At 70.3% G+C, this 15,392-nt stretch carries 13 protein-coding genes; 9 read left to right on the top strand and 4 right to left on the bottom strand.

Translation table 11 applies throughout. The features are described 5' to 3' along the window. Positions 1 to 100: 100 nt before the first annotated feature. The gene (locus AC1C2R_RS11870; protein ID WP_495353243.1) at positions 101 to 2,161 is read left to right on the top strand and encodes an ABC transporter ATP-binding protein; all 2,061 of its coding nucleotides are present in this window, start codon (positions 101 to 103) and stop codon (positions 2,159 to 2,161) included. Positions 2,162 to 2,230: 69 nt separating this feature from the next. Here the strand turns inward: AC1C2R_RS11870 and AC1C2R_RS11865 are convergent, their stop codons facing one another. Then, positions 2,231 to 3,388 (bottom strand): serine hydrolase domain-containing protein, encoded by a 1,158-nt coding sequence (locus tag AC1C2R_RS11865; RefSeq protein ID WP_495380062.1) that lies wholly within the window; start codon positions 3,386 to 3,388, stop codon positions 2,231 to 2,233. A 104-nt stretch (positions 3,389 to 3,492) separates the two neighbouring features. Between AC1C2R_RS11865 and AC1C2R_RS11860 the strand changes: the two genes are divergently transcribed. The 3 genes from AC1C2R_RS11860 (at position 3,493) to AC1C2R_RS11850 (ending at position 5,941) form a co-directional block, all read left to right on the top strand. Beyond that, positions 3,493 to 4,632 (top strand): zinc-binding dehydrogenase, encoded by a 1,140-nt coding sequence (locus AC1C2R_RS11860; protein WP_495380061.1) that lies wholly within the window; start codon positions 3,493 to 3,495, stop codon positions 4,630 to 4,632. 104 nt (positions 4,633 to 4,736) lie between these two features. Then, a complete protein-coding gene (fabG, locus tag AC1C2R_RS11855; RefSeq protein ID WP_495380060.1) occupies positions 4,737 to 5,486 on the top strand; it encodes a 3-oxoacyl-ACP reductase FabG in 750 nt (249 codons plus the stop codon). Then, positions 5,483 to 5,941, top strand: a complete 459-nt coding sequence (locus tag AC1C2R_RS11850; RefSeq protein ID WP_495380059.1) for a MaoC family dehydratase — start codon at positions 5,483 to 5,485, stop codon at positions 5,939 to 5,941. The genes fabG and AC1C2R_RS11850 overlap by 4 nt, the downstream gene beginning before the upstream one ends. Before the next feature lie 171 nt (positions 5,942 to 6,112). On the opposite strand, the gene AC1C2R_RS11845 is transcribed toward AC1C2R_RS11850, so the two are convergent. Both AC1C2R_RS11845 and AC1C2R_RS11840 read right to left on the bottom strand, forming a co-directional pair. Further along, entirely contained in the window at positions 6,113 to 7,345 is a 1,233-nt protein-coding gene (locus AC1C2R_RS11845; protein ID WP_495380058.1) for an acetyl-CoA C-acetyltransferase, read from the bottom strand. 13 nt (positions 7,346 to 7,358) lie between these two features. Next, on the bottom strand, positions 7,359 to 8,585 hold the full coding sequence (locus AC1C2R_RS11840; protein ID WP_495380057.1) for an acyl-CoA dehydrogenase family protein: 1,227 nt from the start codon (positions 8,583 to 8,585) through the stop codon (positions 7,359 to 7,361). Positions 8,586 to 8,675: 90 nt separating this feature from the next. On the opposite strand from AC1C2R_RS11840, the gene AC1C2R_RS11835 reads away from it, so the two are divergent. From AC1C2R_RS11835 to AC1C2R_RS11815, 5 genes are all read left to right on the top strand, one after another. Next, entirely contained in the window at positions 8,676 to 9,323 is a 648-nt protein-coding gene (locus AC1C2R_RS11835) for a QsdR family transcriptional regulator (RefSeq protein ID WP_495380056.1), read from the top strand. A gap of 80 nt (positions 9,324 to 9,403) precedes the next feature. Next, positions 9,404 to 9,811, top strand: coding sequence for an acyl-CoA thioesterase (locus AC1C2R_RS11830; protein ID WP_495352686.1), 408 nt, complete (start codon positions 9,404 to 9,406; stop codon positions 9,809 to 9,811). A gap of 125 nt (positions 9,812 to 9,936) precedes the next feature. Then, positions 9,937 to 11,028 carry a phosphotransferase family protein gene (locus tag AC1C2R_RS11825; RefSeq protein ID WP_495380055.1) on the top strand — a complete coding sequence of 364 codons (1,092 nt, stop codon included), beginning with the start codon at positions 9,937 to 9,939 and terminating at the stop codon, positions 11,026 to 11,028. Between the two features lies 1 nt (position 11,029). Further along, complete coding sequence (locus tag AC1C2R_RS11820) at positions 11,030 to 12,232, top strand: acyl-CoA dehydrogenase family protein (protein WP_495380054.1); 1,203 nt, start codon at positions 11,030 to 11,032, stop codon at positions 12,230 to 12,232. A 94-nt stretch (positions 12,233 to 12,326) separates the two neighbouring features. Then, positions 12,327 to 13,913: an AMP-binding protein gene (locus AC1C2R_RS11815; protein ID WP_495380053.1), complete on the top strand. Its 1,587-nt coding sequence runs from the start codon at positions 12,327 to 12,329 to the stop codon at positions 13,911 to 13,913. Positions 13,914 to 13,941: 28 nt separating this feature from the next. Here AC1C2R_RS11815 and AC1C2R_RS11810 read toward each other — a convergent pair whose 3' ends face one another. After that, complete coding sequence (locus AC1C2R_RS11810) at positions 13,942 to 15,354, bottom strand: MFS transporter (protein WP_495380052.1); 1,413 nt, start codon at positions 15,352 to 15,354, stop codon at positions 13,942 to 13,944. Between the last annotated feature and the right edge of the window lie 38 nt (positions 15,355 to 15,392).

Genomic DNA, 15,392 nt, shown 5'->3' with positions numbered 1-15,392 from the left:
CGACACCAATGACCAGCAGCCCCGCCGTGGACGCGGGGCGGGCCGTGGGGCCGGCAAGGGCGGCGCCCGCGGCGCCGCTCGCACCGCCGAGCCGAAAGAGATGACCGAAGAGGAGCGCATCGAGTTCGAGCTCGCCGAGCAGGCACGCCTGAACTCGGGCGACTGGGACAGCCTTGCGCCCGGCAAGGCCGCGAACTTCGGCGCGAGCTTCCGCCGCCTGCTGGGGCTGCTGGCCCCGTGGAAGTGGTCGTTCGCCTTCGTCTCGCTGCTCGGCGCGCTCGGCGTCGTGCTCACGGTCATCGCACCGAAGCTGCTCGGCGAGGCGACGAACATCATCTTCGATGGCTTCATCTCGCTGCAGTTGCCGGCGGGCGTCAGCCAGGAGCAGGTCGTCGAGCAGCTTCGGTCCTCGGGCCAGACGGATCTCGCCAACATCGTCAGCGCGGCGACCTTGACGCCGGGCGAAGGCATCGACTTCGTCGCGCTCAGCCAGATCGTGATCCTCGTGCTCGCGCTGTACCTCGTCGCCGCCGTGCTCTCGTGGGTGCAGGGGTACGTCATCAACGTCATCATGGTGCGCGCGATGTGGCGTCTGCGCGAAGACGTCGAGGCCAAGGTGCACCGGCTGCCGCTCAGCTACTTCGACAAGACGCAGCGCGGTGAGCTCATCTCGCGGGTCACGAACGACATCGACAACATCACGCAGACGATGCAGCAGTCGCTCTCGAGCGCGCTCACGAGCGTGCTCACCGTGATCGGCGTGCTCGTCATGATGTTCTCGATCTCGTGGCAGCTCGCTCTCGTGACCCTCATCTCGCTGCCCCTCATGGCCGTCATCTTCGGCGTCATCGGGCCGAAGTCGCAGGCCGCGTTCGGGGTGCAGTGGAAGAAGGTCGGCCGCCTGAACGCTCGCGTCGAGGAGTCGTTCTCGGGGCACGCGCTCGTCAAGGTGTTCGGCCGCGAACGCGACGCGAGTGAGAAGTTCCGAGCCGAGAACGAGGAGCTCTACGACGCCGCGTTCAAGGCGCAGTTCCTCTCGGGCATCATCATGCCCGGCATGATGTTCATCGGAAACCTCACCTACGTCGGCATCGCCGTGCTCGGCGGCCTCATGGTCGCAAGCGGGCAGCTGCGTCTTGGTGACGTGCAGGCGTTCATCCAGTACTCGCAGCAGTTCACTCAGCCGCTCTCGCAGCTCGGCGGCATGGCGGCGGTCGTGCAGTCGGGTACCGCCTCGGCCGAGCGCGTCTTCGAACTGCTCGACGCTGAAGAGCAGGAGCCCGACGCGGCCGATGCGCCGGCCCCGGTCGACGGCGACGGCACCATCGAGTTCGAGAACGTGTCGTTCGCCTACACGCCCGAGCGGCCGCTCATCCGCGACCTGTCGTTCCGGGTCGAGCCCGGGCAGACGGTCGCGATCGTCGGCCCGACCGGCGCCGGCAAGACGACGCTCGTCAACCTCATCATGCGGTTCTACGAACTCGACGGCGGGCGCATCCTGCTCGACGGTCAAGACATCGCCGAGCTGACCCGGCACGATGTGCGTGCCCGCACCGGCATGGTGCTGCAGGACCCGTGGCTGTTCGCGGGCACCATTTTCGAGAACATCCGATACGGACGCCAGTCGGCGACCGACGAGGAGATCCTCGATGCCGCCCGTGCGACCTACGTCGACCGCTTCGTGCACTCGCTGCCCGACGGCTACGACACCGTGCTCGACGAGGATGCGTCGAACGTCTCCGCCGGCGAGAAGCAGCTCATCACGATCGCTCGCGCGTTCGTGGCGCGGCCGTCGGTGCTGATTCTCGACGAGGCCACCTCGTCGGTGGACACCCGCACCGAACTGCTCGTGCAGCACGCGATGGCGGCCCTTCGCGAAGGCCGCACCTCGTTCGTGATCGCGCACCGTCTCTCGACGATCCGCGACGCCGACCTCATCCTCGTGATGGAGCACGGTGACATCGTCGAGAAGGGCACGCACGAAGAGCTCATCGCGGCGAAGGGCGCGTACTACCGCCTCTACAACTCGCAGTTCGAGCAGGCGGCGACCGATCTCGACGCCGAGCTCGGCGAGTTGCAGGCCGGCGACACGACGCAGCCGCCACCTCGCCCGCTCGAGGAGGTCATCGAGGAAGCGGCAGAGGCCGAGCTCGAACTGTAGGCGCGGCTGCCCCACAGTTCGACCAGGTGAACGAGCGGATGTCCCGGATTCGGGGCATCCGCTCGTTCGTCATTCGAGGGCGCGGTAGACGGCGGCCGTGTAGGCGTCGGAGCGAGGGGACCCGATGATGCCAGGCGACATCTTGTTCATGACGTAGGCGAAGGTCAGATTCCGGTCGGCATCGGCGATGACGATGGAGCCGCCCCACCCGCCCCAGAATCCGACACGTCCTTCGGGGATGTGCGGGGTGCTCGCCGGGTTCGAGACCGCATACCCGAGACCGAAACGCAGTGGCAGCCCGAGCACGAGGTCGACGTTGTCGGTGTGCTCGCTGAAGATGCGCTCGATCGTCGGCGGCGACAGGAATCGGGCGCCGCCTGACACACCCCCGCCCGACACGATCTGGCTGAGCTGCGCGACGGAGCGAGCGTTGCCATGGCCGCCGGCACCACCGAGGCCGGCGGCCCGCCACGCGCGGGTCCAGGTGAGCTCCGCGCCGAGCGCCGGCCCGGTGAGCGTGCGGTAGGCGACCGACTCCGGCGGGATGGCGGAGAGGTCGGAACGGACCGACGGCGGCACGACGTTGCTGACCCGCTGGTCTTCACTCTCGGGGAGCCCCAACCAGAAGTCGGCGCCGAGCGGACCGGCGAGCTCTTCGGCCACGAACTCGCCGAGAGAGCGGCCGGTCACCCGTCGCACGAGCTCGCCGAGGAGGTGCCCGTAGTCCAGCAGGTGGTATCCCGACACGGTTCCGGGCGGCCACCACGGGGCCTGTTCCGCGAGGCGGGCGGCGGAGCGTTCCACATCGAGAATGTCTGGCGCGGCAACGGGCTCCGCCCAGGCCGGAACACCGGATGTGTGCATGAGCACATGTCGCACGAGCACGCCCTGCTTGCCGGCCGCCGCGAACTCGGGCCAATACCGCGCAACCGGCTCGTCGACGTCGATGAGGCCCCGATCGACGAGGACGAGCACGGCGAGGGCCGTCACCGTCTTCGAGATCGACCAGACGTTCGTGATGGTGTCGCGCTGCCACGGCGTGGTGCGATCGGGGTCGGCCCAGCCGCCCCAGAGGTCGACCACGGGTTCGCCGTCGAGGATGACCGCGAGCGAGGCCCCGAGTTCCTCGCCGGAGGCCAGCTGTCGCTCGAATTCGGCGCGAAGTCCCGCGAAGCGGTCATCGACGAATCCGTCGGTCGGGATCGTGGTCGGCATGGTGCTCGTCATTGAGACTCCAAAGTCGATCGAGTGAAGAATGGATGCGATTCGGCAGCATACCGCGCAGTCGGTATGCTTGTCACGCGCCAACGTGGGCAGGACGAGGAGGTCTGATGCACATCACCGGAGCAGTGCTCGAAGAGTCGGGGGCCGCGGCGCCGTTCGCGGCGTCGCACCCGTTCACCGTCGGGCCCCTCGAGCTCGACCCGCCCGGCGCGGGCGAGGTGCTCGTGCGCATCGAGGCCGCGGGCGTCTGCCACTCCGACCTCAGCGTCGTCGACGGCAACCGGGTGCGCCCGACCCCGATGCTCCTCGGTCACGAGGCCGCGGGACGTGTGGAGGCCCTCGGCGCAGGCGTCGACGACCTCGCGGTCGACACCAGGGTCGTGCTCACGTTCCTCCCCCGATGCGGCGACTGCCCCGAGTGCCGCACCGACGGGCGCTTGCCCTGCCGCATCGGCAGCGCGGCGAACAACGCCGGAACCCTCGTCGGCGGCGGCATCCGATTGCACCGCGACGGCAACAGCACCGGCAACGGCACCGGCACCGGCGCCGAGCCCGTGCATCACCACCTCGGCGTGAGCGCCTTCGCCACCCACGCCGTCGTGAGCCGCACCTCGCTCGTGCCGGTCGATGACGACGTGCCTGCCGAGATCGCCGCCCTGCTCGGGTGCGCGGTGCTCACGGGCGGCGGCGCCGTGATCAACGCCGGGCGGCCGCATCCCGGCTCACGCATCACGGTCGTGGGCCTCGGTGGCGTCGGCATGGCCGCGCTGCTCGTCGCCGTCGCTCTCGGGCACGAGGTCGTCGGCGTCGACACCCTGCCCGCGAAGCTCGAGGTCGCACGCGAGCTCGGGGCATCCGCTGCCTTCAGCCCTGCGGATGCCGCGGAGGCCGCCGATGCCCGCGCCCCGCTCGTCATTGAAGCCGCGGGGTCGCCGCGCGCGTTCGAAACGGCGCTGGCCCTCACCGAGCCGGGCGGCACGACCGTGACGGTCGGACTGCCCGCACCCGACGCGAGGGCGAGCGTCTCTCCGTTGCTGCTCACGGCGCAGGCCCGCACGATCATCGGCAGCTACCTCGGCTCTGCCGTGCCGAGCCGCGACATTCCGCTCTACGTCGAACTCTGGCGCAGCGGGCGGCTGCCGCTCGAGCGACTCGTCTCCTCGCACATCCGGCTCGACGAGCTCGACGCCGCCATGGACGCGCTCGCCGGCGGCGGAGAACTCCGCCAGCTGATCACGTTCGACTGAGCAGGCCGCAGTCCACCACACGACACCGCACCGCACCAACCCGCACTCGGAAACGACCAGCACACGCCAACCCGCACCCGCACCACCCCACGAAAGGACACCGAATGACTCGCACCGCCATCGTGACCGGAGCCGCCCGCGGCATCGGCGCCGCCACCGCCCGCCGCCTCGCCGCCGAAGGCCACGCGGTCGCGGTGCTCGACCTCGACGAGGCCGCGTGCGCCGAGACGGTCGCCGCGATCGAGGCCGACGGGGGCCGCGCGCTCGCGGTCGGCGCGAACGTCGCCGACTCCGCAGCGGTCGAAGCGGCCGTTGCACGCATCGCCGCCGAGCTCGGCGCGCCTACGATCCTGGTCAACAATGCCGGCATCCTGCGCGACAACCTGCTCTTCAAGATGACCGACGACGACTGGGACGCCGTGATCTCGGTGCACTTGCGCGGCGCCTTCCTCATGACCCGGGCCGTGCAGGCCCACCAGGTCGAGGCGAAGTGGGGCCGCATCGTGAATCTCTCGAGCACCTCGGCGCTCGGCAACCGCGGGCAGGCCAATTACTCCGCGGCGAAGGCCGGCATGCAGGGCTTCACGAAGACCCTTGCGATCGAGCTCGGCCGCTATGGGGTGACGGCCAACGCGGTCGCGCCCGGGTTCATCGCCACCGACATGCTCCGTCAGACGGCCGAGCGCATGGGCATCACGAACGAGCAACTGCTCGAGGGTGCCGCGAAGGAGATTCCGGTCGGCCGGGTCGGCCAGCCCGAGGACGTCGCCGAGGCCGTCGCGTTCTTCTGCTCGGATGCCGCGGGCTTCGTCTCGGGCCAAGTGCTCTACGTCGCGGGCGGGCCGAAGGCATGACCGCCGCGTTCGCCTCCCCCGAGGCACTGCTCGACGCGGTGGGCACTGCGATCGGCCCCGGCGACTGGTTCACCGTCGACCAGGCCCGCATCGACGAGTTCGCCCGCGCGACCGACGACCACCAGTGGATCCACGTCGACGTCGAGCGCGCGACCACCGGTCCGTTCGGAGCCCCGATCGCGCACGGCTTCCTGACGCTGTCACTCCTCACCGCGCTCGCGACGCCGCTGCTCGACATCGGCGGGGTCGCAATGGGCGTGAACTACGGCTTCGAGCGCGTGCGCTTCCTGCAGCCGGTCGCGGCGGGCTTGCGGGTGCGCGCGGTCGGCACGATCGCGGGCGCCGAGCGCACGGGCAGCGGCATCCGGGTCGCGCAGCAGCTCACCGTCGAGATCGAGGGCAGCGAGCGCCCCGCGCTCGTGGCCGAGTGGGTGACGTTGCTCGTTCCCGAGTAGGAAGACGCGCACGAGAACCCGAAGGCACGCCGGCGACCCCGGCGTGCCTTCCTGTTTCGGGCCGTCACGGCGTGTCGTCCTGTTTCCACGACGGTGGACGAGGCATCGGATGCCCGCACACGGCGGATGCCGCTGGCGCACGTCGCGCCGCGGCATCCGCTGTTCATGCGGTCAGACGCGCTCGATGACCATCGCCATGCCCTGGCCGCCGCCGACGCACATCGTCTCGAGGCCGTAGCGCCCGCCGGTCTCGGCGAGGCCGTTGATGAGCGTCGAGGTGATGCGCGCACCGGTCATGCCGAACGGGTGGCCGATCGCGATCGCGCCGCCGTGCACGTTGAGGCGTTCGGGGTCGATGCCGAGCTGCCGCGCCGAGGGGATGACCTGCGCGGCGAAGGCCTCGTTGAGCTCCACGAGGTCGAGGTCGTCGACCGTGAGCCCGGCGAGGGCGAGCGCCCGGCGGCTCGCCTCGACGGGGCCGAGGCCCATGATCTCGGGCGAGAGTCCGCTCACGCCCGTCGAGACGATGCGTGCAAGCGGGGTCAGGCCGAGCTCGTCGACGACGCGGTCGGAGACCACGACGAGGGCCGCGGCGCCGTCGTTCAGCGGGCAGCAGTTGCCGGCGGTGACGGTGCCCTCGGGCCGGAACACCGGGTCGAGGGTGGCGAGGCTCGCTTCGGTCACGCCGGCACGCGGGCCATCGTCGGCGGCCACGACGGTGCCGTCGGCGAGGGTCACCGGCGTGATGTCGCGCGACCAGAAGCCGCTCGCGATCGCGACCTCGGCACGCTGCTGGCTGCGCGCCGCGAACGCATCCTGCTCCTCGCGCGTCACGCCGGTGAGCTCGGCGACGTTCTCGGCCGTCTGTCCCATCGCGATGTACGCGTCGGGCAACGCGCCGTCGACGCGAGGGTCGTGCCAACTCGCGCTGCCGCCCGGCGCCGTCGCGGCACGTGCGGCCGTACGGGCGATCGCGTCGGCGAAGCGCGGGTTCTCGAGTTCGACGCCCGGGATGTAGTCGCTCGAGCCGCGCATGGCATGGCTGACCGACTCGACGCCCGCCGAGACGAAGACGTCGCCCTCACCCGCCTTGATGGCGTGGAAGGCCATGCGGGTCGTCTGCAGGCTCGACGCGCAATAGCGGTTCACGGTCGTGCCGGGCACGTCGTCGAGCCCGAGCAGTACGGCGACGATACGGGCCATGTTCATGCCCTGCTCGCCGCCCGGCATGCCGCAGCCGAGCATGAGGTCGTCGATGCGACCGGGGTCGATGGCGGGCAGCTTGCCGAGCACGGCACGCACCATGTCGGCGGCGAGGTCATCGGGTCGGATACCGGCGAGGGAACCCTTGCGGGCGCGGCCGATCGGCGAGCGGGCGGTGGCGACGATGTAGGCCTCGGTCATCGGATGCCCCGGCTCACACGAACGCCGCGATGCCGGTGATGGCCCGGCCGACGATGAGCGTGTTCATGTCGAACGTGCCCTCGAACGTGTAGACCGCCTCGGCGTCGGCGAAGTAGCGGGCGACGCCGTGGTCGAGCTGAATGCCGTTGCCGCCCATGATCTCGCGGCACCAGCCGACCGTCTCGCGCATTCGCGCGGTGGCGAAGGCCTTGGCCATCGCGGAGTGGTGGTCTCTCTGCTCGCCGTCGTCTTGCATCTCCGAGACGCGCATGCAGAGTGCGATGCTCGCGGTGATGTTCGACAGCGAGTTCGCGAGCTTCTCCTGCACGAGCTGGAACGAGGCGATCGGCTTGCCGAACTGCCGACGCTCCTTCGCGTAGGCGAGGGCAGCCTCGTAGGCGCCGACGGCGACGCCGATCGCCTGCCACGCCACCTCGGCACGGGTGAGGCGCAGCACGATGGCGACGTCGCGGAACGAGTTGATGTTCGCCAGCCGATCGCGCTCGGGCACGATTACGTTCTCGAGCACGATGTCGGCGTTCTCAACCCCGCGCAGCGACTGCTTGCGTTCGATCTTCGTCGCCGTGAATCCCGGCGCCGGCTGGCGCACGATGAAGCCCTTGACCTGGTCATCGGCCGTGTCGCGGGCCCAGATGATGACGATGTCGGCGAAAGTGGCGTTGCCGATCCAGCGCTTGGCGCCGTTCAGCACCCATTCGTCGCCCTGGCGGGTCGCGGTCGTCTCGAGGCCCTTCGCCGTGTCGGAGCCGTGGTCGGGTTCGGTGAGGCCGAACGCGCCGATGACCTCGCCGCGACCCATGCGCTGCATCCATTCGGCCCGCTGCTCATCGGAGCCGCCGACGCCGATCGCGTTCATCGCGAGGCCGCTGTGCACGCCGATGAAGGTCGCCGTCGACGGATCGACCCGGGAGATCTCGAGGGCCACCCACGCACGGTAGACCGTGCTGTTCTCGAAGTGGCGCGTCTCGGGCCAGCCCGCGCCGAAGAGACCGAGCTCGGCGAAGCCCGGGATGAGGTGGCGGGGACTGCGCGCCTCCTCCCACAGGCGGTCGGCGTGCGGTCGCACCTCCGCGTCGAGGAAGGTGCGGATGCGGGCGACGGACTCCTGCTCTTCGGGTGTGAGCTTCGCCTGGAAGGCGTAGAAGTCCGCGGCGAGCAATTCGGCGGGGGTGGGCTGGGCGAGCTGCAGCGCGTCGGGCTGCGGCGTGGTGAGCGTCATGGCTTCTCCGATCTTCGGTGATCGCTTCGAGTATGCATCATTTTTCAGAATGTTGCATTCGAGTCTCTTGGTGCGAGGTAGAGTTCCGGCATGCCGACGACTGCCGCCCCTGCCGAAACCTCGATCGCGACCGTCGGTCTCGCGTCAGCGCCGTCTTGGCTCTCGGAACGTCTCGCCGATGGCAGCCATGCCGACGCCGTGCGCGCCTTCGAGCTGGCTCGCGAGGCCTTCATCGACGGCCGCCGCATCGACATGGGCGGCCTCGCCACCACGCTCGGCGTCGATCGCACCTCGCTCTTCCGCTGGGTCGGCAATCGCGACGCGCTGCTCTCCGAGGTGCTCTGGTCGCTCGCTGTGCCGACGCTCGTACTGGCCGAGCACGCCGCCGAGGGGCTCGTCGCCGAAGAGCGAGTGGCGACCGTGCTCACGCATTTCGTCGACGACCTCATCAAGGCCGACTACTTCCGGCAGTTCCTCCGCCGCGAGCCGGCGCGGGCACTGCGCCTGCTCACGACGAAGGAGAGCGAGATCCAGCGCCGCTACGTCGCCACGGCCGAGTGGATCGTGCGCCGCGACCTCGGCGACAACCCGCTCGGCGGCGCGATCGATCCCGCCTCTCTCGCGTTCCTGCTCGTGCGGGTCTCCGAATCGTTCACCTACTCCGACCTCATCGCGGGCGACACCCCGAGCACCGCGCGCGCCCGCATCGCGTTCCGCGTGCTGCTGCGCGCCGATTGAACGGTGCGCCCGACCGAACTCCGGCGCCCGACCGACTCCCCCGCCCGACCGAACTCCCGCGCCCGACCGAAGGAGCCCCCATGGAGTACCGCGCCCGCCAGCCGTTCGGCACGCGCTGGAACGACAACGACCAGTACGGCCACCTCAACAACACGGTCTACTACGAAGCGATGGACACCGCGATCAACGTCTGGATGATCGCGAACGGCGGGCTCGACCCGCAGAGCGAATCGATCGCGCTCTGCGCGGCGTCGTCGTGCGAGTTCCGCGCGTCGGCGTCGTTCCCCGAGCCGCTCGAGGTCGGCATCGGCGTCGAACGGCTCGGAACCTCGAGCATCACGTGGGCGCTCGGCATCCTGCGACCCGGCGAGGCCGAGCCGATCGCAACCGGTCGATTCGTGCACGTCTTCGTGGATGCGGCGACCCGCACCTCGACGCCGATCCCCGCCGGCATCCGCGGTGCGGTCGAGGCTCAGCTCCTGCGCTGACGAGCCCGGACCATCAGGATGACCCGCTTCATGCCCACACATACCGACCACGCGGTATGCTTGCACGGCGCGGGTACCGAAACCCGCCGTGTCGCACGGCAGGGCGTGCGGAAAGGTGGTCGAGGATGACCGACTCCCCCGGGCTGGATGTCGCGGGCCTGACGAGGTGGCTCGCCGACGCGCATCCCGAGCTGGCCGACGCACCGCTGCGCGCGAGTCTCATCACCGGCGGGCGCAGCAACCTCACCTACCGCATCGACGGCGCTCGCCGCCCCCTCGTGCTGCGGCGCCCGCCGCTCGGCCACGTGCTCTCGAGCGCGCACGACATGGCGCGCGAGCACCGGGTCATCTCCGCGCTGCGGCACACCGCCGTGCCGGTGCCGCCGACCGTCGACCTCGTCGACGACACCGACGCGACCCACGTCACCGGCACGCCCTTCTTCGTGATGGAGCTCGTCGAGGGTCGCGTGCTCGCCGACCCCGCCCAGAACGCCGACTTCACGCCGGCCGGGCTCGACGCCCTCGGTCGCGAGCTCGCGGGCATTCTCGCCGAATTGCATGCGATCGACCCGGCCACGGTCGGGCTCGAGGCCTTCGGCCGCGCCGACGGCTACCTCGAACGCCAGCTGAAGACCTGGCGACGCCAACTCGACGCCTCGCGATCGCGTGAGGTGCCCCGCCTCGACGAGCTGCAGGCAGGGCTCGGCGAGCGGATGCCCCGAGCCGCGCGCTCCTCGCTCGTGCACGGCGACTACCGGCTCGACAACGCGCTCGTCGCAAGCTCGGGCGACGGCGACGGCGACGGCTCAGACTCGGGCGACGCTCCGGGCAACACCCCCCGCATCACTGCGATCCTCGACTGGGAGATGGCCACGATCGGCGACCCGCTCGTCGACCTCGGCATGCTCGGGCTGTACTGGAGTATCGCCGAGCTGCCGGGCGGGAGCGGCGTCGCGCCGAGCGCCGTCGATCTCGCCGCCGGGTACCCCGACTTCGACGAACTCGTCGACACGTACGCCGCGCGGGCCGGCATCGCCGTGCCCGGTCTCTCGTGGTACCGCGCGTTCGCCGCCTACAAGCTCGCGGTCATCCTCGAGGGAATCCACTACCGCTACCGATCCGGCGAGACCGTCGGCGAGGGGTTCGATCGCATCGGCGAGCTCGTCGAACCGCTCGCCGCCGAGGGGCTCTCGCATACCGCAGCGAGCAGGAGCTGACATGGACTTCGCACTCGACCAGCGCACCGCCGAACTCACCATGCGCGTGCGGGCCTTCCTGAGCGAAGAGGTGCTGCCCGCCGAGCCCGTGCTCGAGGAGCAACTCGCAGCGACGCCCGGCGAGTGGGGCTTCCGGCCGGTCGTCGACGAGCTGCGGGCCGCGGCGCGTGAGCGCGGACTCTGGAACCTCTTCCTCCCGGGCGAGCGCGGTGCCGGCCTCTCGAACCTGCAGTACGCCCCGCTCGCCGAACTCACGGGCTGGAGCCCGCGCCTCGCCCCCGTCGCGCTCAACTGCGCCGCACCCGACACCGGCAACATGGAGGTGCTCGCCGACTTCGGCACCCCCGAGCAGCAGGAACGGTGGCTGGCACCCCTCCTCGACGCCGGCATCCGCTCGGCGTTCTGCATGACCGAGCCCGATGTCGCCTCATCGGACGCCACGAACATCGCGACCCGCATCCGCCGCGACGGCGACCACTACATCGTCTCGGGTCGCAAGTGGTGGTCGACGGGTGCGATGAACCCCGACTGCGCCGTGTTCATCGTGATGGGCAAGACCGATCCGGATGCCCCGCGCCACCGCCAGCAGTCGATGATCCTGGTGCCCCGCGGCACACCGGGCGTGGAGATCGTGCGCCCCCTCAGCGTGTTCGGCTACGACGATCGCGATCACGGCGGGCACGCCGAGATCGCCTTCCACGAGGTGCGGGTGCCCGCGGCGAACCTCATCGCGGGCGAGGGCGACGGATTCGCGATCGCGCAGGCGCGGCTCGGGCCCGGTCGCATTCACCACTGCATGCGCGCCCTCGGCATGGCCGAACGCGCGCTGTCGCTCGTGCGCGAGCGCGCGCAGGCCCGCGTCGCCTTCGGCCGGCCGCTCTCCGAACAGGGCGTCGTGCGCGAGTGGGTCGCGGAGTCGCGCATCCAGCTCGAGGCCCTGCGCCTGCTCGTGCTCAAGACCGCATGGCTCATGGACACGGCCGGCAACCGCGAGGCCATGACCGAGATCCAGGCGATCAAGATCGCCGTGCCGCGCGCGGTGCAGGGCATCCTCGACCACGCCATCCAGCTCTTCGGCGCGGCCGGCCTGTCAGGCGACCAGCCGCTCGCCGAGATGTTCGCCGGCGCTCGCGCGCTGCGGCTCGCCGACGGCCCCGACGAGGTGCACCTCGCGGCCCTCGGCAAGGCCGAGTTCCGGCGCTGACCCGCCGCAACCCATCAACCTCGAGCCGTCCCACCGCTCCATCGCACCACCCGCACCACCCGCACCACCCACGTTGATCAAAGGAGATCCCGACATGTCCCACACCCCCGACGACGCGATCGACGGCGACGGCTTCGGCACCCTCTCGGTTGCGAGCATCCTCGCCGAGTCGGCAGCGCGCACACCCGAGCGTCCGGCCGTGCACTTCATGGGCGACACGATCAGTTACCGCCGACTCTGGGATGAGACGCGCGCCTACGCGGGCGCACTTCGCGACCGAGGCATCCGTCGCGGTGATCGCGTGGCGATGCTCGTGCCGAACGTGCCCGACTTCGCACGCGTCTACTACGCCGCCCTCTCACTCGGCGCGGTCGTCGTGCCGATCCACCTGCTCTTCAAAGCCGAAGAGATCGAGTTCGTGCTCCGCGACAGCGGCGCCGACCTGCTCGTCGCAGCGGCGCCCCTGCTCGCCGAGGCCGTGCCCGCTGCCGGCGCAGCCGCCATCCCGCTGCTCACCGTGCTGGCTCCGCCCGTCGAGGCGGGCGGGCCCGCGTTGCCCCGCCTCGAGGCCGAGGCCGCGGCGGCCGCAGCGATCGAACGCCACCTGCCGGTACGACCGACGGATGCCGCGACCATCCTCTACACGAGCGGCACGACCGGCACGCCGAAGGGCGCCGTCGGCTCCCACCTCGCGATCGTCGAACAGGTGCACTGCAACCTCATCGACGCGTTCGACATGCGACCCGACGACATCGTCTTCGGCGGGCTGCCGCTCTTCCACACCTTCGGGCAGACGGCGGTGATGAACATCGCATTCCGGCGCGGGGCATCCGTCATCCTGCTGCCGAAGTTCGATCCCGACCAGGCGCTCGAGCTTCTGGTCGCGCACGGTGCGACGGTGTTCACGGCCGTGCCGACGATGTTCGTCGGCATGATCGAGGCCGCCGGCCGCAGCGACGGCCGGCCCCCGCTGCGCTACGCGGTCTCGGGTGGCGCTGCGCTGCCGGTCGCGGTGCTCGAGGCGTTCCAGCGGGCGTACGGTGCTGAGGTGCACGAAGGCTACGGCCTCACCGAGACGGCCCCGACCGTGTCGTTCAACACCGTGCACGAGCCGATCCGGCCGGGCACCGTCGGGCGCCCCATGTGGGGCGTCGACGTCGCGATCGCCGAGGCCGAGGTCGAGGACCGCATCGAGTTCGCCGCGCCGGGTGCGCTCGGCGAGATCGTCGTGCGCGGCCACAACGTCTTCAAGGGCTACCTCGGGCGAGCGGATGCCTCGGCCGACGCCGTCGTCGACGGCTGGTTCCGCACGGGTGACCTCGGCACGATCGACGAGGGCATCATCACGATCGTCGACCGCAAGAAGGACATGATCGTACGCAACGGCTACAACGTGTACCCCACCGAGGTCGAGGCGGTCATCGTGCGGCATCCGGCGGTCGCGATGGCCGCGGTGTTCGGGCTGCCCGACGACGTGCATGGCCAAGAGGTGCACGTCGCGGTCGTCGCCCTCGATGGCCAGGAGGTCGACGCCGACGAACTCGTCGCCTTCACGAAGGAGCGGATCGCCGCCTACAAGTATCCGCGCGTGGTGCACATCGTCGATTCGCTCCCCATCGGCGGCAGCGGCAAGGTGCTCAAGCGCGTGCTCGTCGAGCAGTTCGCCCCGGCGGTGCGCTGACGCGCCGCCGGGGTCGAGCCGTCGGCACTCAGATCTGCGAAACCGGCTGCGTGCGTGTCTGCGTGCGCCCTGGCGCCGAGGCGAGCGCGACGACGCCGGCGAGCACGAGCGCGACCGCAGAGATGACGAAGGCCACGCGGTAGCCCGACGCGTCGGGCGCTGCGGTCGCCGCGAGCGCGGCTGAGGCCACGATCGCGGTCGAGACCTGCGTGCCGAGCGCCCCGCCGATGGTTCTGAGGATGGTATTGACGCCGGTGGCCTCGCCGGTCTCCTGGCGCTCGACGGCTGCGACGACGACGTTGGCGAGCGACGAGAAGGCGAACCCGATGCCGATGCCGATGATCCCCGCGGCGACGGCGATGACCCATCCCACCGTGACGCCGACGATGAGCAGACCGAAACCGACCGCACCGATCGCACACGCGATGACGAGCATCGTCGTGAACCCGACGCGCGCGCCGAGCCGGCCCGCGATCGGGCCCGCGAAGAGCATCGTCATCGCCATGGGCAGCAGGAAGAGGCCGGATTCGGCCGCGGTCGCGCCGAAACCGTAGCCGGCGCTCGGCGGCGTCTGCACGAGCCGGGGCACGAGGGTGAACGCCCCGTACATGCCGAACCCGATGATGAGCGCCGTGATGTTGGCGGCCATGAGCGGGCGACGGCGCAGGAGTGCGAGGTCGACGAGCGGCGCCGCGATCCGTCGTTCGAACATGGCGAAGGCGGTGAAGGCCGCGATCGACACGACCACAAGGGCCGCCGTGGCCACGGCGCCCCAGCTCTGCGCCTGGCTGATGGCGAGCAGCAGCGCGACGAGCGCGACCGAGAACACGACCCCGCCGAGCCAATCGACACGGCCGCCGGCGGGCACCGCGGCGTCGACCACGAACAGGTGCACCGCGACGAGAGCGGTCACGATGAGGATCAGGCTGCTCCAGAACAGCCAGGGCCAGCCGAGCGTCTGGATCAATGGCCCGGGTATGACGAGACCGACCCCGAACCCGATGCCGAAGATCGCGCTGATGGTGCCGATCGCGACCGGCACGCGATCGGCGCGGAAGCCGTCGCGCACGAGCCCGAACGCCAACGGGAACGTGCCTGCGCCGAGGCCCTGGATGGCGCGGGCGACGATCAGCACTCCGATCGAGCCGGAGAGCGCCGCCAGCAACGTGCCGACGGCGAGGATGCCGAGGCTCACGAGCATGAGCCGTTTGCGGCCGAAGAGGTCGCCCAGGCGCCCGAGGATCACCGTGCCGATCGAGCTCGTCACGAGGAATGCGCTGATCACCCATGACGTCGTCGCAGCGTCGGTGTCGAATTCGCGTTGCAGATCGGGGAGCGCCGGAATGACCACGGTCTGCAGGAGCGAGAAGGAGAGCACGGCGATCAAGAGCGCGGCGAAGGCGCCGGTCGCACCGTCGCCGTTCGAAGAATTTGCTGTCATGAAGTAATGATTACATGATGACATCATTACGCAATGTA

The sequence above is a fragment of the Agromyces sp. Y182 genome (assembly GCF_059445385.1).
This window is presented reverse-complemented; position numbering and strand designations above follow the sequence as displayed.